The organism is Photorhabdus antumapuensis (assembly GCF_020387775.1).
In the GTDB taxonomy this organism is placed as follows: Bacteria; Pseudomonadota; Gammaproteobacteria; order Enterobacterales; family Enterobacteriaceae; genus Photorhabdus; species Photorhabdus antumapuensis.
Genome location: NZ_JAHZMK010000032.1, coordinates 512 through 20,189 on the forward strand (window position 1 = coordinate 512; position 19,678 = coordinate 20,189).

A 19,678-nucleotide genomic window follows, 5' to 3' on the forward strand; every position below is an offset into this window, starting at 1 on the left:
CTGGCCTGCTTTACTTATCAGTGCTTCGGCCTGCGACTGACTGTGACAGTGGCATACAACATCATCGGCATACCTTTCAAAGGGGACGCCGGGAAACTGACGTTTCATCCACATATCAAAGGCATAATGCAGGAACAGATTCGAGATCAGAGGTGAAATCACGCCGCCCTGCGGCGTCCCCCTGTTCCGTACCTGCACCCTTCCATCCGGCATTTGCACCGGCGCCTTCAGCCAGCGTTCGATATACATCACCAACCAGCGTTCCTGTGTGTGATGCCGCACTGCTTTCAGTAACAGAGCATGATCAATATTATCAAAGAAGCCTTTGATATCGATTTCCACAACCCAGTCAAACTTCCAGCAGCGTGTTCTCGCCTGCGCAATCGCCTGGTGAGCAGATTTCCCCGGCCGGTAGCCATACGAGTCGGCATGGAACAGAGGTTCCAGTACAGGCAAGTACCTGTTTAACGACCATCTGGGCGATTCTGTCCGACACGGCAGGAATACCGAGCGGACGCACACCACCATCAGCTTTGGGGATCTCCACACGCCTTACCGCCTGCGGCATATAACTGCCCGAAGCCAGTCTGTTCCATAGCTTATAGAGATTGTCTGCAACATTCTCGTCAAACCCGGCCAGTGTCTGTCCGTCAATACCTGCCGCACCACGGTTAGCTTTCACTCGTTTATACGCTTCCCACACCTGTCGCTTACTCACAGGAAATGGCTTTGCCGATTTTACAGCAGTCCTCCCACCGGCTTTATCGCCCGTGGTTGCTGTCGTGCCATCAGCACAATGGGGCAAGCCCTTTGCTCCAGACCCATTACGGTCCTTCAACGCTACTACGGCTTGCTCCGCCCCTGTACCCCGCATTGGTACTCTGGCGCTCATGGGACCTCCACTTGCGTTTCTCCCTTCACATCGGGGTGATAGGTTCCCACGTTCCCCACAAGAGCCTGAATCGACTTCACGCCGCCTTTATGCCGGATGCCGCGCAGGCAGTAAACAGGTCGCCCCCTGCGCTTATCCCACAGGAACGACTCCACCATGGTTTTGACATCATCTATACGCTTTCGACACATCATCAACGGTTCACTTTCGTTCGTCTCTTCGATCCCTACCTGATCGGATCATGCCCGACCTTTTCCCATCTCGCTCACCACCACGTCTCTTAAACGCAGCAGCAGTGGGGGGTTTGAAGCCATTTCCTGTAAAACGGCTTCGAGGGGCCTGCCCTCATCTCTTGTGTTGCATAGCTGCACGGGGACTTACGTCCCCGGTGCATGCCTTCGTGGCACACTGTCATCGGCATACCTCACCATCTCTGCCCGCCCGTGAATATGTGAACGGCTGATTTCATCAAACCATCCATCTATTACATGATGCAGGTAGATATTAGCCAATACCGGTGACAGAATTGAACCTTGCGGACACCCGCGCACATTGCGGGATGTCTCTTTATCCACTATGACGGGCGCCGTGATTAATACTTCGATCAATCTGAGGAAACGGCAATCTGATATTTTCTTCCGCAGTATATTCATTAACTCATCATGAGGTATCATGTTGAAATACTTTCGGATATCAATTTCCACTACGGCACCCTTCCCGTTACGGTAGGTTTGCTGCTGTAGTGCCTTTAATGCTGCATGACAATTTAGTCCCGGTCGGAAACCGTAGGAGCAAGGCATAAACAACGGTTCATAAATCCAGCTGAGGATATCACTGACTGCAAGCTGGATAAGTTTGTCCTCTGTGCACGAAATGGCTAAAGGCCGTTTACTGCCGTCCTCTTTTGGAATTTCAGTGATCCGGGCGGCTTTCGGGTGGTACGTCCCTCTGCGTATCCGCAGGATGAAATTTTGGATATTCTCATCAAGATGTTCACCGTAAGCGGCTTTTGTCATGCGATCGATACCCACGGCTTTATTCCCGTCAAGCCGCAGAAATTGCCCTTTCAGCATGTCACTGTTCAACAGGTGCCCCAAATTATTGAACACCCGTTGTTTGTTACCTGCTGACTTCTCGCCTATACGCTCAAGTTTTGTTAACCATGATAACCCGTCGTCGCTGTGTACGGTCATTGTTGCCCTCTTACGTTCGATCTGTCTGCCAGCCCTTCACTCCACGGTCATTACTCGCTTCATTGCTACTATGGCTGACTCCGACTTCCTGATATTCATTTCTCAGGCCTTGTGTTTGGCACTTGTACCCGAAATACTCATTCCATTGAGAAATATCAGGATCTCCTGGGTTCCGCACTGTTCTCTACAAATTCGCCGACGCCTGCGGCTCCGGTGTGTACTGCTGAATGGATATTTGCCAGTGTGACCATTCAGACGCTGCTGCCTGCTAGCTGAACGATACTATCGGCACACACGATCAAATGTATTTCGGCGCTATCACGTTCACCTTTTGGTTTCGGCTCGAGTGTTTCGCTGTCTACGCTTCATCTCCTTTGTTACCGCCGGAAACGCAAGACTCGCTACGTAGTGGTCTGGCTAATCCCTTTCTACGACGGGACTTTCACCCGCAAGATCAGTACAGCTTTGCCCAGCGCACCGTTCATTACATTCTCCATTACAGAGCGATTACGGCTGTAGTACTAATGCAGTCATTGCCAACAGCCAAGAACTCGGTGTCCTCTGATTTCTGGGATTGAGGGAGCTAAATTCGTATTCACCAAAGGGTCACAGTTTTAGATTGACACCTGCAGCTTGACCTCACCTAGAGTGCAGATCACGGGTATGCTTGGTCTTCCTTTCCTCCGCAAGCTGGCTTACCGTAAGAGTAATTGATTCTACCATTCGCTCTAAATCTGCACGCGTTTGACCTGCACGCGAACGAATTCCGATGCTCTGAACAACAGAAGTCAGAAGGGTGCAAAGGGAAGTAATATCAGCCTCCGGTGAGATGAAGCCCTTTTTCACTAGCTCCTGGAGACATGCATAGAGCTGACGATCCATTTCCAAAAGTACATCGCTAAGAACCTCGCGGATCTTTGGATCTTTCAGCGCTTCTGCCATGGCAGTGGAAATTACCGCGCAGCCACTCAGGCCACTTCGCTCTTGCGGGCCATCCACATCAATGGCCGTTCGCAAGTAGCGTCTAATGACACCTGACAATGTCTTGTCGCTGGGGCGCAACATCAGGGCGGCACCGAACTTCTCGCTTGCGTAGGCAAGAAAACGCCGCATTGCTTTAATATAGATTGTCTGTTTATCGCCAAATCCGGCATAGAGGCTCGGGCGATTTAGTCCTGAAGCGGCGGCCAAGGCATCTAGCGAGGTGCCGGAAAACCCGCCCCTCCAGAATGCCTGTAGTGCTCCCTCTAGCACCTGATCGGGGTCGTAAGAACGAGGCCTGCCTCGGGGTCTGCCCATTTAATCAACTGCTCCTGGAACATAATACAACTGTAGTGGTGCAAGATCATCATGATAACTCATCCACCCAAATGCGCAAGGCGGCTCTTCAAAGAGATTAGATTATTGTTCGCCCACGAGAGGATGAGGACAGACAAAGCAAGGCTTGCATCCGTAAGCCCCAGCTCACCAATCATCGGATTGTAGAGTTCATTCTCGAAGCCGACAAGGCAGCCGTCGCGTTATGTCCGGGTACCCAAGCGTAGACGTCCTCTCGTTCGGCGGCTGCAGCCGGGCGATTCAGTCGGTGAGCGCCGTCTTGGTAAAGCCTCCGAGCCGTACACCGCTTGCCGTGACTGACCGTCTTCAGTGGTCTCCACGGTGATCATGCAAGCGTGCTTATTCTCTGAGCCCTGGCCGCTTGCCCTTCTTGCGCATGTCGTTCTGCAGCTGCTTCACGACTTTCCGGCGGGATGATCCACAGTCCTTGCTCTAGGTCGAACTGGTCGGAGGTCGCAATCCTCAGTTTACCAGTACGTAGCCAACAACCGGGAACAACAACCAGATACCACAGTACCCTTCAACCCGGGGATTTATCACTGATAAGTGATACGGATAGCGGGGGCACGCCAGTTCCTTGCATCCACGTAGCGTGCCGAGATCGAAGCGATTGTTCCGGTCCTCCGGCTCATCGCCCTGAGCAGACCAACGCTGCTAATAAAGCCACGTTGGTGCGGGGTTTCCATGAAGCCCTCCGCCACGCCAGCAACTCATAACCTTTCCCCAAGCCGCATAGCCAACGGAGCCGTTATTGCCCCTAGGTACCACTTGACCGAGGGGGACCCCACATTTTTGAACTAGATCGCAAAAAACTGCTTGCATTTTCTGCCAGATTCGCATAAAAATAATGATATCTTGCAAATCAGTACAAATATCGGGGTAATAGCTCGTGAGTACTGGGTTTCTAAAGCCGATTAATCATATTGCTCCCTGAAAGAGGGTTGCGCTATCACTTCAAGGAGACGTAAGCAGGGGGGAACAGAAACATCTTCGGGACTAACCACATTAAGCTCAGGAACTGCTATTCCGCTATGGCTTACCGATAGGGAACGATCAAGATGATCAAGATTATTTCAGAAAGTCGTTGTTTTTCAGGAACTCAATACTACGTGAAGCATCACTCTGACTCCATTGGGCTCGAAATGCGCTTCGGGGTATATCTTCCGGATGAAGTGAAGAGAAAGTCCATGCCAGTAGTTATGTATCTCTCAGGGTTTACGGGAAGCTACAAAACATTTTTTCAAATGGGAACTCCTCAGCAGTGTGCATCTGAAATAGGGATGGTGCTGATATCACCCGACACCAGCCCTCGAAAAACCGGCGAGTATGAAAAAACTGGGAAATATTACATGGGCGAGTCTGCAAGCTTTTACCTCAACGCCACGCAGTCTCCGTGGAGCCATCATTGGAAAATGGAGACCTATATTTCGGAAGAGCTTCCAGAAATTGTCGAGAAAAATTTTGCCGTTCCGACAAAGCGCATGGGTGTGACTGGGCATTGCATGGGAGGGCTGGCAGCATTGCTTGCAGGTCTAAAGGAACCCTCTAAGTTCGTTTCTGTTTCTGCGTTCGCCCCTATTTGTGCACCCTCTAAGACGGATTGGGGGAAAAACGCATTTTCCGAATATCTGGGCAACGCAAGCGAGGTGTGGAGAGAAAACGACCCAACTGAACTTATTGCGCAAAAGAACTTTGCGCGAGAAATCCTGATAGATATTGGAGAACTCGACGAATACAGATCAAGCGAGCTACTAGTGGAGCAGTTCGTGAAACGATGTTCTGAATACAGTCGCCCGGTAAGCTTTAGATTACTTCCTGGTTATGACCATAGCACTCACTTCGTCCAAACCTTCATTGCTGACCACCTTAAGTTCCACCAGAAGGGAATCTATTTAACTTGACACACAATTAAGGAGCGCGCCGTGAATGCTTTGACAGAATTCAGAAAAAAGATCAACGATCTGGATCATAAATTAGTGGCAATACTTGCGAAGAGGTTGGATATCTGTAGAGAAGTGGCAATCTACAAGCTCGGTAATAGTGTGCCTGTGATGCAGCCCAATCGAGTGTTGGAGGTCAAGCGTCGTAATTCTGAAATTGGAAGAGATCTCGGCCTGAACCCTGAATTCGTGATGGAGTTGTACGATTTGGTCATCAAGGAAGCATGCCGTCTTGAAGAAGTGGCGATCAGCCAAGCGCAGAATGGCCGCCCTCTCGACGAGAGCGCCGCCAATAACGCCCGTGGTCGAGAATGAAACACCCGCTATCACTGCAATGGAACTCTTGCCCACGACGCGCAGATCGCGCCAGTAGGACTGCATAAATTCAGAGGTCGTCATAATGAAAATATTGATCGTCGACAACTTTGATTCGTTCACAAACAATATAGCGCAGTACGTTTACGAGGTTTGCGGAATTAATCCTGATATTATTCCGAATAACGCAGCTTTCGAGGAAATCAACCTCGCTCACTATGACGCAGTAATTTTATCTCCGGGCCCCGGATCAGTCGAAAACGAAGAAGATTTTGGCATATGTAAGTTGATCTTGGCGCAGCAAACATTACCCATACTTGGCGTGTGTCTCGGTCACCAAGGAATTAACTACTTCTTCGGTGGAAAGATCCAGCATGCGCCAAGACCAGTACATGGTTACCGCTCTAGAGTAATACACCGTGGGTTAGGTATATTTCTCGGGCTGCCAGATGAGTTTGAAGTTGTTCGATACCACTCGCTAATATGTACTTCAGTTCCAGAGTGTCTTGAAGTTACAGCATGGACTGATGACGGAATAGTCATGGGACTAGCCCATCGTGAACGTCCTATCTACGGCGTGCAGTTCCATCCTGAATCGATAGACTCATTTCATGGCCATGAACTCTTGGCGAACTTCCTCCGCATAGCAAAAAAAATAAGGAGAAAGCCCTCACATGGCGACAGCCACATCGATGCCATACGGAAAGTTGGCGGTCCAGACAAAGTTTCGGTGAGTGTGACTAAGCTTCCGGACAAGACGAGACCTGAAGATGTGTACAGAAATGAATTGCGTTCGTTCGAAAGCACGTTCTGGTTGGACAGCGAGCTTTGCGAAAGGCCGGGATCCAGATACTCGGTTATGGGACGCTGCGATGCCAGTGTTTCATTGGTATTTAGTTATGAAGTTGCTTCGCGCAAGCTGACTATGAAGGGACCCAGCGGAAGCACCAGTATCTCAGGGGATTTTTTTGAGCTGATGGACCAGTTGCTCGAAACGATTGAACAATCGACTTCTGGTCAGATTCCATTCCCATTTCAAGCCGGGGTGGTAGGTTACCTTGGATATGAACTCAAGGGACTCAAACAAAATGCGAACCTACACAGGTCTAGCTATCCGGATGCACTACTATATTTGCCGCAAAATTATTTCGTTTTTGATCACCAAGAACACAAATCCTGGTTATGCAATGTTTGGGGCCCATCTTTGAGCGCCGAACTTATGGATGAGAATGCATCGAATCATAAGTCAGTCTCGAACTTCGAACTAGGACCTGCGCCGCTAGATGAGCTAACCCTAGAGGATTCGCCGCAGGAGTATATGGATAAAATTGAGACATGCCTCGAAGAAATACGTAACGGTGAGTCCTACGAGATCTGCCTAACGAATAGGGTGAAAATGCAGTTCGATCAAGACCCATTGGAAGCGTACTGCCGAATGAGACATATAAGCCCTGTACCGTACGGCGCATTCTTGAAGAATAGGGATTTTGCGGTATTGAGCGCCTCGCCAGAGAAATTTCTGACAATAGAAACAGACAGGAAAGTAAGGTCCAAACCTATCAAGGGAACCCGTCCGCGAAGCGCCGACTTACGAGAAGACGACAACTTAAAAACAGAGCTCGCACAATCGAGAAAGGACCGTGCAGAAAACTTGATGATCGTTGATCTTGTGAGGCATGACTTAAATAGTATATGTGTTCCTGGCTCAGTTGAAGTTCCCTTGGCTTTCGATATCGAAAGCTACTCATCTGTACATCAACTTGTGTCTACCGTTGAAGGGAAGCTACCCGCTAACGCTGGAACCTTCCAAGCGATAAAGGCTTGCTTTCCGGGAGGGTCAATGACGGGGGCCCCAAAAATACGCACGATGGAAATTATTGACCGCCTTGAAAGATCGCCACGCGGGATATATGCCGGAGCGATAGGATGGGTGGGGCTTAATGGCTATGCTGATCTAAGCATTGTGATTCGTACTGCTGTAATTAGAGACGGCATGGCGGAATTTGGGATTGGCGGAGCCATTGTGGCAGATTCCAATCCAGAGGAAGAAATGACAGAAACCCTCGTAAAGGCCAGTGTGCCTTTTCAAAGTTTAAAGTTCACCAAGAAGGTTCGGAAATCGTAATGAATAGGAATGTTGTGATCTTTGGTGGGGCGGGCGTTGTTGGATCTTTTATAAGTAAGATTTATAAGTCCAATGGCTACAGCGTTCAATCGGTCGATAAGAATGGTTCTACCGAGTTAGGCCACATAACACAAGATTGTCTTGAAATCGTTGATAAGCGACCAGAGCTCTTGGATTGGGCGTCAATTTTGATATTCGCTCTGCCAGAAGACGTCGCTTCGAATTGTTTGCGAGCGGTCGCGCCCAGAATCAAGCCCGGCAAGCACGGCCTTATCAACACATGCTCCGCTCAACATGAATTTCATGACCTGGCAAATTCATTGTGTTTTGGTTGCGAATCGGTTGGAGTGAATCCGATGTTCTCTCCAACACTCGATTGCGAAAGTCGCCCAATGGTCGTTTGCGAGAATACATCGACAAGCCTTGGGAGGAACATCGAAGAGATACTTGTCCGCGAAAAAATGAACGTTTTCAGATTAACACCCATCGAACATGACGAGATGATGTCGTTATGTCAGGGACTCCCACATGCCCTCATACTTGCGTTCCTCTTCAACATCCCAGCGGACCAGGAGAAACTAGCCTCCTTACTTGCCGTAGCGCCCCACCAATGCAAACGTTAATGTGTCTTGCAGCAAGAATTGCGAAGAATGACCCGTCTATCTACCGGGGAATTCAAAAAAACAATCGAGCCACGCTGCGTGTGCTGAGTCACATCCAAGAATCTATCGAGGAACTTCGTCGTGGGTTCAAGATGACGCCGAGCATGAGTTCCGTGCCGGGATACTCGGACCGGACGGAAGAATGAATTGGAGAGCACAGTCAATCAGTACGCCGAGAAATACGCTGATATTCTTTCGTTTCTAAACAACCGATAGCAGCATATCACCATTATTCTAGTCGCGCATTGTGAGGTTCGACATGCACAAAAATGATCCCAGGTCGCCAGTAGAAGTTACCGAACCCCTGCCCACAAAGATTAGAGACTCCTTGTGGGCAGTATTCGCCGATACAGTCCGCCGGTTTCCAAAGGCCGAGGCGGTTAGACATCTAGATTCTTCGTTAACTTATGAAGAACTCTACAGGGTATCGCTGAAAATAAAGCAGCACCTGCGCACTGCCGGAATCGATCAAGGCGCGCGTGCAGCGATAAAAATTCCAAAGAGCATTCGTCTGCTAGCGCATATCTTGGCCAGTTGGGCGCACGCCACTTCCCTGTTGTTAATTGAAGAAGATATATCACCAGAGGAGCTAACTCGAAAATTGGAAAAGTCCCGGGCGACATGGCTGGTGTCGGACGATCTCGGTGACATCCCGTGCACAGGCGTAAATATTATTCCGAGCTGTCGGTTGGACGACGATGTAGGTGGCGTTGACACAAACAATAACTGCGAAGAAGAATTTCCCGGAGAAGTTGAACTGCGGGGTGCCGCGTCGATCTTGTTTACGTCCGGCACTACGGGGATATCTAAATGCGTAGCTGTGCCACATGAGGGGCTTCTGAAAATCGTTCAGGGGCTCATTGAACACTATAAGTTAACCACTCAAAGCCGTTTGGGCTGGACCGCATCGCTAAGCTTCGACTCAGCGATAGCTGAGCCTCTTTTGAGCTTGCTGAGCGGGGCGTCCCTAGTCATTCCGCATCAAAGTAGACATTTGATAGGCACGGAACTGGAGGGCTTTATAGAGAAAGAGTGCATTACTCATTTGATTATAACGCCATCGGTTCTCGAGACAGCGAATCCGGACAACGTACCGACAGGGATATCAATTGTGCTCGTTGGAGAGTCCCTCCCTGAAAGAACTGTCGAACGCTGGGGAAAGAAGCGCGTTCTCTATAACGCATATGGCCCGTCCGAGGCGTCAATTTGCGCGACCGTTTCCGGTCGGCTCGCGCCCGGCGAGCTTGTTCCTGTGGGCAAGCCGTTGCCTGGGGTTCGCATAGAGATCGTTGACAAAGGGCGAAAAACGCTACCTGTTGGTGAGCTAGGCGAAGTGGCGATCGGAGGGGTTGGCGTCTCAGCTGGATATCTAGATGATGCCGCAGCTACTGCGGAGGGTTTCGTACGCCTCTCCCCAGGGGGCGAGCTATTTCATCTGACTGGGGACATCGGCTATATCGGCAATCAAGGAAATCTTTTTCTTCATGGAAGAAAGGATCAGCAGGTCAAGATTAATGGACGTCGAATCGATCTGGGTGAGATCGAGAGAGCTTTATGCAAGCATGACAGTGTGCTGCAGGCGTGTGCGAGCAAGATTGACAGGGAAGGTTCCGGACATAGGTTAGCAGTATTTATCAGGTTTGACTCATCCCAGGAAATGCCGAACGTTCAACAATTGCGAGAATTTATAGCAACATTATTGCCCTCCTTCGCACTCCCATCTGCTTGGTACGTGGTTGAATCCCTACCCACGACCGTTAATGGGAAGTTGAACCGAAAAATGCTGTCCGAAAGTGTTTCTTACGAGCTGTATCGCGGCGACTACGTGCCTCCTGAAGGTGATCTGGAGAAGATAATATCAAGCATCTTTGAAGACATACTTAAAGTCTATAATATTGGACGCCATGATAATTTTTTTGTTTTGGGTGGCAGCTCCTTGGATACAATTCGAGTAGTTGATCGGCTCCACAGAGACTTTTCTGCTGACATCAATTACGAGTCGTTTATCGGAAATCCGACTGTACGTGAAGTAGCCGATCTCGTTTGCAGAGGAACATTACCTGATAACAAAAAAGCGCCGTTCACCTCGATACAACTGTCTACAACCTCATATCGGACGTTCGAAGCGTCAGTACATTTTCCAGAAGTCATCCTCATCACGGGTGGTACTGGTTTCCTTGGGAAATGTATGGTTGAAAAGCTTCTAATTAGCACTCGCGCGCACATCATATGCGCAACTCGACATCGTTCGCAGTCTCAATTTGTTGACAGATTGTTGGAATATCCTGGCCTGGCTGAACACTGGGACTCCCAGTGGGCCAAACGTGTATCTTCAATATATTATGACCTCGAAGAGACAGAGAGCCATCAAATCACTCCGGTCATAGGCAACGTCGATCTTGTAATTCACTGCGCCGCGAACGTCAATTTAGCTTACGATTTTGGTTCACTCTATAAGGCTAACGTCCTCGCCACTCTGAATCTAGTTGACTACTGCTCGACCGGACGTCCAAAAAAATTCTTATTCGTTTCCTCGCGTTCCGTAGTGGATTCTAACGACGCTAGTGGTTACGGGAAAACAAAGCGGGAGGCTGAGCGCATCGCTCAGGAAGCCTTTGCCCGCGGGCTGGTCGGTACTATAGTGAGGCCAAGTCGAATTACAGGGCATGGTACGTACAGGTACATCAACCACAGCGATTTCATCATTCGATGCATCAAGGCTTGCTTGGTCTTGGGGCTATACCCTGCTGGGCTGGAAGTATTTGGCGGTGTTCCGGTGAATCTCTTGGCAGCAGATATTGTGAAAGCTTGTTGGCACGCAGATTCAGAAAATCGTGTAATTAATATTCCAGATTCAGAATTCTATCGTTTCAGTGAAATATTTAACTTAACGGAAGCTGCCGGGTATCCGGTTCATCGTGTCCCCATCAGCAGGTGGCTTGAGAAAGCTTCTGACCCAAACTTCATTACACGGTTTCCGGAAGTGCTGGGGGGCTTCGAAAAGAACTGGGACGAAATTAGATATTCTTGCTCGATGGAAAATTATTGTTTTCCAGAAGGGAATTCGTTCGTACGGGCGGAACGCACGCGCCATTTAGTGGCATCTATCTTGAGCGGTCCGCTAGGCTTCTAGAAAACAGCCCCTGGTGGAACTTTTTTGGTTGGAGTAGCTATGGAGAACTTAATGGTGGACGATATATGTCTTCGAGCAAGATGGCGACTTTCTGAAGTCGGCATCGTGAGTGCGCGAGCTGAGGTTGACCTTCTCAAGCAGCACTTCCTTACGGGCCAGAACCCAAACATAGAGGGATTTCTCAACGCAGTAGCAGACCGGGAGAAGCGCATCCCTCTCGGCTATATCCTCGAATATGCATATTTTGATGGAGCCAAGCTTCAGGTCGCGAAGGATACTTTTGTCCCGAGAGAGCAAAGTCTGCCTCTGATAGAGGACATATGCTCACGGGCGGAACGTATTGATGTGCACAGAATAACCGATATTTGCGCTGGTGTCGGACCCTTGGGAATAAGTCTTTCGCGCCGCTTGAAATGTAGTTCAATATGCTTCGTCGAGTTCAGGCAAGAGGCAAGGGCTGTACTACACAATAACGTGCGCGCATTCGTCCCGAAGCATTGCGCCGCCGTCATATCTGGCTGCGACATCTTCACGATGGATCCTATTGACGAACGCTGCTCCAACTCTCAGATCGTAGTAGCGAATCCCCCATTCGTACCCTTGGGTCAGGCTAGCATGCCGGAGTTTGCTATCCATCACCCTAAAGATGCAATTTTTTCAGGGATCGACGGTACAGATGCAGTTAAGAGGTGTTGTGAACTAGCGAGAGAGTTTCTGGCTGAAGGCGGCCTTCTAGGCATTGAGCATCACGAAAGTCAGGTTTCGTTCGTTGACGTTTTGCTCCGACGCCTAGGGTTCACTGATGTCCGTCACTTTCCAGACGGAGACGGGAAGATGAGAATCACTACAGCAGTGCTCGGCGTGGCAGCGATAAAACCAGCAGCTAGGCTAGCAAAATTGGATAAGTGATGACTTGGTCGGTAGCCAAGCGGAAAAAACTACGTCTGCCTAGCCTCTGACAAGCCCGTTGGGTAGAGACATACATCAGACGTCGCGTGGCTGAAAATGACTGCCTTCGGACGTCATTAACATTTTTAAAAAATAGAGGAACAAAGATCATGAATCTAGATCTAGAAAGCCTGCTCGAGCTGAATCGCCTTGAAGACATGGAAATACATCACAAAGTCGTGGGCAGCGACAATATACCTGTCCTGGTCGTAGATAATTTTCTAAGGTATCCGGACGCTGTGCGTGAATTCGCACTTCAACTCCATTTCGACAAGCCATTGCTTGGCGACCTCTGGCCGGGGCTTCAGGCCATCGCATCGTTGCATAGGACCGACGTAGAGCAATTTATTAAGTCCCAGTACCTCGAGCCGGTTCTTGGATTAGATTGTAGAAACTACGATTTCCCTCCAGTACGGCCCGGCGAACAGGCCGATCAATGGTCCTCGTGGTTTCTGCTGACACGTTTTGGTGTCATAACGATGCCTTTTGATGAAGCTCCATGGGCTAAAAATCCGCACGTGGATTATTTCGGATTCATTGCGTCTGTCATCTATTTGTCTCTGCCACATCAATCACGAGGCGGGACGGTCTTTATTCGCCATCGAGAGACTGGCGTTGAAACGATTCCGCCGCCAGTGTCGGATTTGCCGGAAGTGTTATGCGAAAGGCTGAGGGCAACCCATTCATACAGCGTAATATGCGAAAAAATTTTTGACAATCCAAAGTTCTGCATTGATACGCAGAAACCAAAGCGGTCGGAGAGCAGAGGCCAGGTGATCGATAAAGAAACTTATCGCGCTGTGTGGCAGCTTATCACCGATGGAAATGTGCCAACATATGGCTACCTTACGAAGTCAAACGAAGTGTGGGAGGTGACGGATCAAGTCGATGTTAAGTTCAACCGTCTAGTTCTATATCCGACATGGCACCTACATAGCGTTAGTTGGGATCCTAGCTGGTACGGCTCAACTCTGCCAGAGCGCCGATTGACCATGATGAATTGGATGAATTTTCCCGTTCGACGCTCGGAGAACTAGTTATGCCTAGTATTCACCAGAACGTGGACCTAGGGGCGGTGCAGACCCTACAAGATTTAGAATCACATAAAAACGGTCAGGTTCGTCCACTACGCGCTATTGTGTCTGGACAAAGTGAGTTTGCTGCAGAGGTTATCCGGTTGATAGCAAGAAGAGGCCACCAAATTGTCCTCTTCATCTGCACCAACAGAGATTTGGGTTCATACGACGTCGCTGAAAAGGCAGCGACTGAAATGGGCGTTCCTTTCATTAGAGCGCGGTCGCTTGATGAGCCATTTGTCAACTCTTTGGGCAATTTAGGGGTAGACATCGGCGTGATGGCGTACGTGACGCTAAAGGCGCACCATACATTTTTGAGCTTACCAATAAAGGGAACTATTGAGTATCACCCATCGTTATTGCCTAAATATAGGGGGCCCAGCGCTATAAATTGGGCAATCATAAACGGTGAGGCCAGTACTGGTTTTACGATTTTCACACCGAATGACGTGTTAGACGACGGCGAAATTTTGTACCAGATGTCATTCGACATCCTTGAAGATGATTCCGCTGGTTCACTTTACCATCGTGCTCTGATGCCCGAGGGAGTAAAAGCCTTGGTCGATTGTATGGAGAAAGTAGTTTTGTCGGATATGAAGGGGCGCCTCCAAGACTCTCACCTGGCGACGTATCAGAGCTGGTGCACAAGACAACTAGCTCGTATAGACTGGAAATTATCGGCAAGGCAAATTCATAACCTCGTTCGTGGATGCGACCCCAAGCCAGGTGCTTGGTCAACCCATAGGGGAAAAGAGTTAGTGATTTGTAAGTCGGGAGTTAGGGAGGATCAGTTTGCTGCGACAGAAGCTCCTCCCGGGCAGATTCTGCACATTGGAGAGCTAGGCCTGACTGTGAAATGTGGGCAAGGTGTCATTGAGCTATTGGACTATAGAAACTCCGCGGGGACCCGGCGCCCCGTAAATGATCTTATCTCAGAAGGAAAGTTTAATTTAGGCGACGTTTTTGGTGCTTAGGTTTGAGACAGCATTTCGGGGAAGGAAATGAGGGGTTCAGAGTTGCTCATTATCGAAGAAATAACCTACTTCCGCGACATCTTCGATAGGGTTGTTTTGCAGGCCCATGGTCCAGCTCATTCGCTCGACCTATGCTCGGCTCACTCCGAGGATATCTTAGCAACCAAGTTATACGGCCTGTATCGTAGGAGAGCTGGTCGGGCTTGCGCCCGGCTTGCCCTAGAGATGTTTGGTATCTCCCAACCTCCGATTCACCGAACGTTCGAGTCGCCTGTATTCCCCGACGGCTTTGTTGGCTCTGTCTCTCACGCGGAAGGTATATCTGTGGCTTGTATTGCCAAGGCCGGATATTGCGATGCTGTGGGAATAGACGTAGAGAGCATTCGCGAAGAGGATTTCTTTTCCCTTGCTCCGCATGTCTTTGCTGGCGATGAACTCCACCTCATGCGGAGCTTGAGCATGAAGGACGCGAGGTTATTTTTTTATAGCTGCTTTTCTGCAAAGGAAGCTCTGTATAAGGCGATTGGCAGCCCGAATGGAATGAGCATGAACTTTTTTAATTACGAAGTCCTAGCTTGGAGTAGAGCTGGAAGTATATCTATCAAGTTCTCACCTTGTCGGCCGTATAGCTCTCCGGCTAAGCTTGTTATCGAGAGCAGATGGTGCATTCAGGGTCACTCCGTTCTAACACTTACAGTCATTCCTTCGAAGAGAGCTCACCGGTGACAGGCAATCAGCAACAGATTTTGAGGGTCATATTTCATGGGATCTGAAGATATTAAAATTAGGAAAGTCTCATTAACGGAGTGGAATCGAGTCGTCAAGTGGCAGAGGGATGAGCAATGGGATCTAGGTATCGACGACGAGGTTTGCTACTTCAGCGCAGACCCTGCGGGTTTCTATATGGGGTACCAAGGTGATAGAGCTGTGTCGGCAATGTCTGTCGTGAAGTTTGGCGAGAAATACTCCCACGTCGGCCATTTTTTGGTGGCAAAGAAGATGCGTAACAAGGGGATGGGACTAAAAACATGGGAGCACGTGATTCGGAGAGTGGATACGACGGCCAGTTCTGGATTAGACAGTGTGGTAGAGCAGAAAGCGGCGTATGAAAAGTGGGGTTATGTTGAAGCGTACAGAATATTTCGACTGAGAGGTGAGCTTGAGGGTTCTGTCACAAAGAGAGACGTCTCTTCTATTTCAATAGTCACCGATCTGAATCTTTCAAAAGTAGTTGAATTCGATGAGGGCTGCGTTGGCTATAACCGGAAAGGTCTGCTAAAGAATTGGTTTGTGGGTCCAGGTCGAAGTGGCTGGATATATGAGAACGGAGGTGCGATCGCCGCGGTCTTTGGCGCAAGACTATCTACCGACGGTGTTCGGCTAGGTCCTATTTATGCTAGAGATACCAGCACGTTTTTCTTCGTATTAGCCCATATCGCAGACCAGTTTCCCCGGCATACTATGTTTACGATCGATATCCCGGAATTTTCGCTCGATGAGATTGGATGGTTAAAATCCGTCGGGTTTAAAGAGCTGTTTTATACATATCGAATGTTTCGGGGCGCTGCGTCCTCGGAAAAAAAAGGGCTGATCAAAGCAATAGCGTCTTTAGACGTCGGGTGATGGACTGATATGCTGCGAGCGAACTCACAGCTGTTGTCGTAATTTTAATCTCCTGCTATGGGGACCTTTTGTCCTAGATATTCTAGAGGATCGATCATGAGTGAAATGGATATACAAGGCCGTGTGGTAGTAATTACCGGTGCGTCCAGTGGTTTGGGGGCAGAAATAGCGCGGCATCTCGCATCCAAGGGGGCTCATGTCGTTCTTGGTGCTCGGCGAATGGATAAGTTAGAAATAGTCGCAGCTGAAATTGATTCCAGCGGAGGCGATGTCGCATATAAATCCACCGACGTAACCCAGTTACCTCAGGTTAAGGACTTGCTGATTTACGCAAAACAGCGGTTTGGACGGGTTGATGTGATGGTGAACAATGCGGGTCTAATGGCTGTCGCGCCGTTAGAAGAGCTCAGGGTGGAAGAATGGGAACGTATGATAGATATTAATGTTAAGGGTTTGCTGTACGGTGTGGCAGCAGCACTGCCTATTTTCCGTGATCAAGGAGAAGGACATTTTATAAATATGTGTTCTGTTGCGGGGATGAAAGTTTTTAGCCCCGGCGGAACAGTCTATAGCGCGACGAAGTATGCAGTACGTTCCATCTCAGAGGGGCTGCGCCAAGAGGTCGGAAATCTGATACGCACGACTACGATCTGCCCAGGCATGATTCAGAGCGAGTTGCCACTAGGAACGACTCACCCTTCTAGCGCTTCTGCTCTAAGAGAGTTCTATCGGGGTGCGATCTCTGCAGACTCTGTTGCGCGCGCGGTTTGCTTTGCGATCGAGCAGCCTTCTGATGTAGATGTCAATGAAATAGTTGTCCGCCCTACTGCCCAAGATTTTTGAGGCTGGGGGATTTACTTGACATTTTCGCAGAGTGTAGTATCAATTTTTATTTGATCACACGCTTACCAACCTGCACACGATATGACTTTCGAGAAGGCTAACATGGGATCAGGTCCGCAGACAGAAAATTACGCCGCAACGGCTTGTGGAGCGGTTGCGGCGATCTCTTAATATTTATTTATGAGTCAGTGACCGCTATTTAATATTAATACTAGTGGATTGATGTTATGTCTAATCAAAATATTCACCCTTGGGGATACTCCTTGCCGGCAGCGCTTGCGCTGATGGTTCCATTTGATTTGTTAGCTTCACTTGCTATGGATGTATATTTGCCTGTGGTGCCTCATATGCCCGCGGCTCTGAATACATCCACCTTAGTGGTTCAGCTTAGCTTGAGTTTATACATTCTCATCCTCGGGCTCGGGCAATTGATCTTTGGGCCATTATCTGATCGTATCGGTAGGAGGCCCGTGGTGCTTGGCGGAGCCGCTGCGTTTACCATGACGTCGTTCTGCATTGCAATGGTGAATCGTGGTGACTTATTTTTAGCTCTTAGGGTTATCCAGGCTTTGGGTGCTTCCGCCGCGCTTGTTGGGGTGTTTTCGACTATCCGAGATGTATATGGAAATAGGCCCGAAAGTAGCACTATTTATGGGTTGCTTAGTTCGATTCTTGCCTTTGTTCCTGCGATCGGGCCAATTATAGGCGCGGCCCTTGCAGTCAATTGGGGATGGCGCTCGATTTTTTATATGCTAGGTCTAGCGGGCTTGCTATCACTCCTTCGTGCTTGGCCAAAATGGCATGAGACGCGATGGTGTTCCATTAAGGCCTCGGAGTCTACATTCGCTTCTATATTGGCAAGTAGTTCGTTTTGGGTTTATACCCTTGGCTTCAGCACGGCCATGGGGTCTTTTTTTGTTTTCTTTTCCATTGCTCCTCGCGTGCTGATCGAGGGGGCAGGCTTTTCTCAATTAGGGTTCAGTTTTGCGTTCTCCACAGTTGCGGTGATAATGATAATTACCGCTCGATTCTCGGGCTGGTTCGTAGGGCGCTGGGGAATACAGGGATGCTTTGTTCGAGGTACTACGCTAATAGCGCTAGGCTCGGGGATTCTGGCAGTCTGCTCCGTACTGGGTGAACCACAGTTTGCTACATTCGTGGTGCCGATGTGGGTAATAGCTATAGGTATCGTCATGCTCGTTTCAATCACCGCCAACGGTGCCCTTAGAGAATTTGATGATATGGCGGGTACGGCGGTTGCGCTGTATTTCGGAGTCCAAGGTCTGGTGGTTAGCGGCATTGGAACGGGAATGGTCCTTGTTTTTGGCAACGATAACCCGTGGTCGTTAATATTTTATGCTTGGTTAATGTGTTTGATAAATATTTGTGGATTCTTCGGTTTTAAAAAAGTTCCTGATTAACCCGAATTCCGTTTAAGCCGTCACTGGGAAATCGTCTTCTGAGTAGAAAATTTTCAGTGACGGTTTCTTTTCTTTAACGCAGTAAGCAATCAATCCACATAAAACGGTTAACAGAAACCCTTTTATACTTCGGTGGCGAGAATGCTCTATTTGAGAAATGTGTTTCAATTGGCCATTAATGGTTTTGATGATAAAACGCTTTAATAACATTATTCTATCCCACTCTTCCAGCACCTGTGCTTTCATATTACGGCGCTTTTTCGTGATAAAAGTCACCCCATTTTGGGCTAAATCCTCCGCTAATATACTGCCGTTAGAGTGAGGGGAACCATCTCATTACCTTGGGGCACTCCGTTAAACTGGTGATATGATGAGCGAATTGTCAGGTTTTTAGCAGGCAGCTCACCATGAAAGCCTATATCGTTAAAGTGGCGCTTCGCGGTGTCAGCCCTATGGTCTGGCGGCGATTCAGGCTATCAAGTGCAACGTCTTTAGCGGCTTTTCACTATATCCTTCAGATTGCTCAAGGATGGCATGACGACCACCTTCACCAATTCCATATTTATGGCAAAGATTACGGTATTTCTTATTCTGGCGGTATGGCGTTTTCGGATAATCCTTGCAGAACCACGCTTGATACTTTTGAATTTGATACCGGTGATCGTTTCACTTATGAATACAACTTTTTCGAGAACTGGCTTCACGACATCCGTATTGAAACTATTATCGATAATTCTCGCCTGAAATCACCTTTTTGTCTGGCCGGAAATAGAATGCCCGGAGCAATCTTGGCTGATGAATGTGAGAAAACACTGGCGTTACTGAAAGCTATCATTCATGCCGATGAAACGGCCACGGTGAGGGATATTCGTCCATTGATTGATGCGCTGGATGCCGTCAGATTTAACCGCCCAAAGGTTAATCGCCAATTGCGTCAACTCGATATTGATTCGCCTGAACTGGAGCCTGTTGTGGTATGGCTATAGCGGATAGGTGTGATTGTTATCCATAAAGGTATACTTTTACGTAAAGAGAGAGATTTGCATTAAAACTGTTTCTAAAGGTAGGTTAAAATGAGGTTAATTAATGAATAATTAAATAGCAAACAGCGAAGCCTTGATGAAATTACACACAAGGCTTCCAATCTCTTCATCTGCAATATCCCCTTGTTTAACACCCTACTTTCTCAGTAATC

Annotated in this window: 17 protein-coding genes and 2 pseudogenes; 14 read left to right on the forward strand and 5 right to left on the reverse strand. The window is 48.7% G+C overall.

The window, feature by feature from the left end:
- The 4 genes and pseudogenes from KZ793_RS22895 to KZ793_RS13395 form a co-directional block, all read right to left on the reverse strand.
- Nucleotides 1-456: reverse transcriptase domain-containing protein (locus KZ793_RS22895; protein ID WP_397443608.1), on the reverse strand; the 456-nt coding region annotated here is incomplete at its 3' end.
- Entirely contained in the window at nucleotides 350-892 is a 543-nt protein-coding gene (locus KZ793_RS22900; RefSeq protein WP_397443609.1) for a hypothetical protein, read from the reverse strand. The genes KZ793_RS22895 and KZ793_RS22900, both read right to left, overlap by 107 nt.
- Nucleotides 893-1,296: 404 nt before the next feature.
- Nucleotides 1,297-2,085: pseudogene (locus KZ793_RS13390) on the reverse strand (reverse transcriptase domain-containing protein); the annotation flags it as partial.
- A gap of 639 nt (nucleotides 2,086-2,724) precedes the next feature.
- Nucleotides 2,725-3,384 carry a TetR/AcrR family transcriptional regulator gene (locus KZ793_RS13395; protein WP_225815788.1) on the reverse strand — a complete coding sequence of 220 codons (660 nt, stop codon included), beginning with the start codon at nucleotides 3,382-3,384 and terminating at the stop codon, nucleotides 2,725-2,727.
- A gap of 452 nt (nucleotides 3,385-3,836) precedes the next feature.
- On the opposite strand from KZ793_RS13395, the gene KZ793_RS13400 reads away from it, so the two are divergent.
- The 13 genes from KZ793_RS13400 (at nucleotide 3,837) to cml (ending at nucleotide 18,483) form a co-directional block, all read left to right on the forward strand.
- Nucleotides 3,837-4,139: a hypothetical protein gene (locus KZ793_RS13400; protein WP_225815789.1), complete on the forward strand. Its 303-nt coding sequence runs from the start codon at nucleotides 3,837-3,839 to the stop codon at nucleotides 4,137-4,139.
- Nucleotides 4,140-4,481: 342 nt separating this feature from the next.
- Nucleotides 4,482-5,324 (forward strand): S-formylglutathione hydrolase, encoded by an 843-nt coding sequence (fghA, locus tag KZ793_RS13405; protein ID WP_225815790.1) that lies wholly within the window; start codon nucleotides 4,482-4,484, stop codon nucleotides 5,322-5,324.
- A gap of 21 nt (nucleotides 5,325-5,345) precedes the next feature.
- Complete coding sequence (locus KZ793_RS13410) at nucleotides 5,346-5,678, forward strand: chorismate mutase (protein WP_225815791.1); 333 nt, start codon at nucleotides 5,346-5,348, stop codon at nucleotides 5,676-5,678.
- Between the two features lie 85 nt (nucleotides 5,679-5,763).
- A complete protein-coding gene (gene pabB / locus KZ793_RS13415; protein WP_225815792.1) occupies nucleotides 5,764-7,803 on the forward strand; it encodes an aminodeoxychorismate synthase component I in 2,040 nt (679 codons plus the stop codon).
- The gene (locus tag KZ793_RS13420) at nucleotides 7,803-8,426 is read left to right on the forward strand and encodes a prephenate dehydrogenase/arogenate dehydrogenase family protein (protein WP_225815793.1); all 624 of its coding nucleotides are present in this window, start codon (nucleotides 7,803-7,805) and stop codon (nucleotides 8,424-8,426) included. The genes pabB and KZ793_RS13420 overlap by 1 nt, the downstream gene beginning before the upstream one ends.
- 298 nt (nucleotides 8,427-8,724) lie before the next feature.
- Nucleotides 8,725-11,598, forward strand: a complete 2,874-nt coding sequence (locus KZ793_RS13425) for an AMP-binding protein (protein ID WP_225815794.1) — start codon at nucleotides 8,725-8,727, stop codon at nucleotides 11,596-11,598.
- Between the two features lie 39 nt (nucleotides 11,599-11,637).
- Nucleotides 11,638-12,507, forward strand: coding sequence for a N5-glutamine methyltransferase family protein (locus tag KZ793_RS13430; RefSeq protein ID WP_225815795.1), 870 nt, complete (start codon nucleotides 11,638-11,640; stop codon nucleotides 12,505-12,507).
- A 149-nt stretch (nucleotides 12,508-12,656) separates the two neighbouring features.
- Nucleotides 12,657-13,583 (forward strand): DUF6445 family protein, encoded by a 927-nt coding sequence (locus KZ793_RS13435; RefSeq protein WP_225815796.1) that lies wholly within the window; start codon nucleotides 12,657-12,659, stop codon nucleotides 13,581-13,583.
- 2 nt (nucleotides 13,584-13,585) lie between these two features.
- Nucleotides 13,586-14,596: a methionyl-tRNA formyltransferase gene (locus KZ793_RS13440; RefSeq protein ID WP_225815797.1), complete on the forward strand. Its 1,011-nt coding sequence runs from the start codon at nucleotides 13,586-13,588 to the stop codon at nucleotides 14,594-14,596.
- Nucleotides 14,597-14,623: 27 nt separating this feature from the next.
- Nucleotides 14,624-15,322 carry a 4'-phosphopantetheinyl transferase superfamily protein gene (locus KZ793_RS22905; protein ID WP_225815798.1) on the forward strand — a complete coding sequence of 233 codons (699 nt, stop codon included), beginning with the start codon at nucleotides 14,624-14,626 and terminating at the stop codon, nucleotides 15,320-15,322.
- A gap of 36 nt (nucleotides 15,323-15,358) precedes the next feature.
- On the forward strand, nucleotides 15,359-16,219 hold the full coding sequence (locus KZ793_RS13450; protein WP_225815799.1) for a GNAT family N-acetyltransferase: 861 nt from the start codon (nucleotides 15,359-15,361) through the stop codon (nucleotides 16,217-16,219).
- A 96-nt stretch (nucleotides 16,220-16,315) separates the two neighbouring features.
- Nucleotides 16,316-17,062, forward strand: coding sequence for an SDR family oxidoreductase (locus KZ793_RS13455; RefSeq protein ID WP_225815800.1), 747 nt, complete (start codon nucleotides 16,316-16,318; stop codon nucleotides 17,060-17,062).
- A gap of 227 nt (nucleotides 17,063-17,289) precedes the next feature.
- Complete coding sequence (gene cml / locus KZ793_RS13460) at nucleotides 17,290-18,483, forward strand: CmlA/FloR family chloramphenicol efflux MFS transporter (RefSeq protein ID WP_225815801.1); 1,194 nt, start codon at nucleotides 17,290-17,292, stop codon at nucleotides 18,481-18,483.
- Nucleotides 18,484-18,495: 12 nt separating this feature from the next.
- On the opposite strand, the pseudogene KZ793_RS13465 reads toward cml, so the two are convergent.
- A pseudogene (locus KZ793_RS13465) lies at nucleotides 18,496-18,786 on the reverse strand (transposase); the annotation flags it as partial.
- A 104-nt stretch (nucleotides 18,787-18,890) separates the two neighbouring features.
- On the opposite strand from KZ793_RS13465, the gene KZ793_RS13470 reads away from it, so the two are divergent.
- A complete protein-coding gene (locus KZ793_RS13470) occupies nucleotides 18,891-19,469 on the forward strand; it encodes a plasmid pRiA4b ORF-3 family protein (protein WP_225815802.1) in 579 nt (192 codons plus the stop codon).
- The last annotated feature ends 209 nt before the right edge of the window (nucleotides 19,470-19,678 follow it).

Bases quoted from the DNA above. Each gene is read 5' to 3' on its own strand.
- KZ793_RS22900 (WP_397443609.1), bottom strand. From the start codon at position 892: ATGAGCGCCAGAGTACCAATGCGGGGTACAGGGGCGGAGCAAGCCGTA.
- KZ793_RS13395 (WP_225815788.1), bottom strand. From the start codon at position 3,384: ATGGGCAGACCCCGAGGCAGGCCTCGTTCTTACGACCCCGATCAGGTG.
- KZ793_RS13400 (WP_225815789.1), top strand. From the start codon at position 3,837: ATGATCCACAGTCCTTGCTCTAGGTCGAACTGGTCGGAGGTCGCAATC.
- fghA (WP_225815790.1), top strand. From the start codon at position 4,482: ATGATCAAGATTATTTCAGAAAGTCGTTGTTTTTCAGGAACTCAATAC.
- pabB (WP_225815792.1), top strand. From the start codon at position 5,764: ATGAAAATATTGATCGTCGACAACTTTGATTCGTTCACAAACAATATA.
- KZ793_RS13420 (WP_225815793.1), top strand. From the start codon at position 7,803: ATGAATAGGAATGTTGTGATCTTTGGTGGGGCGGGCGTTGTTGGATCT.
- KZ793_RS13425 (WP_225815794.1), top strand. From the start codon at position 8,725: ATGCACAAAAATGATCCCAGGTCGCCAGTAGAAGTTACCGAACCCCTG.
- KZ793_RS13430 (WP_225815795.1), top strand. From the start codon at position 11,638: ATGGAGAACTTAATGGTGGACGATATATGTCTTCGAGCAAGATGGCGA.
- KZ793_RS13435 (WP_225815796.1), top strand. From the start codon at position 12,657: ATGAATCTAGATCTAGAAAGCCTGCTCGAGCTGAATCGCCTTGAAGAC.
- KZ793_RS13440 (WP_225815797.1), top strand. From the start codon at position 13,586: ATGCCTAGTATTCACCAGAACGTGGACCTAGGGGCGGTGCAGACCCTA.
- KZ793_RS22905 (WP_225815798.1), top strand. From the start codon at position 14,624: ATGAGGGGTTCAGAGTTGCTCATTATCGAAGAAATAACCTACTTCCGC.
- KZ793_RS13450 (WP_225815799.1), top strand. From the start codon at position 15,359: ATGGGATCTGAAGATATTAAAATTAGGAAAGTCTCATTAACGGAGTGG.
- KZ793_RS13455 (WP_225815800.1), top strand. From the start codon at position 16,316: ATGAGTGAAATGGATATACAAGGCCGTGTGGTAGTAATTACCGGTGCG.
- cml (WP_225815801.1), top strand. From the start codon at position 17,290: ATGTCTAATCAAAATATTCACCCTTGGGGATACTCCTTGCCGGCAGCG.
- KZ793_RS13470 (WP_225815802.1), top strand. From the start codon at position 18,891: ATGAAAGCCTATATCGTTAAAGTGGCGCTTCGCGGTGTCAGCCCTATG.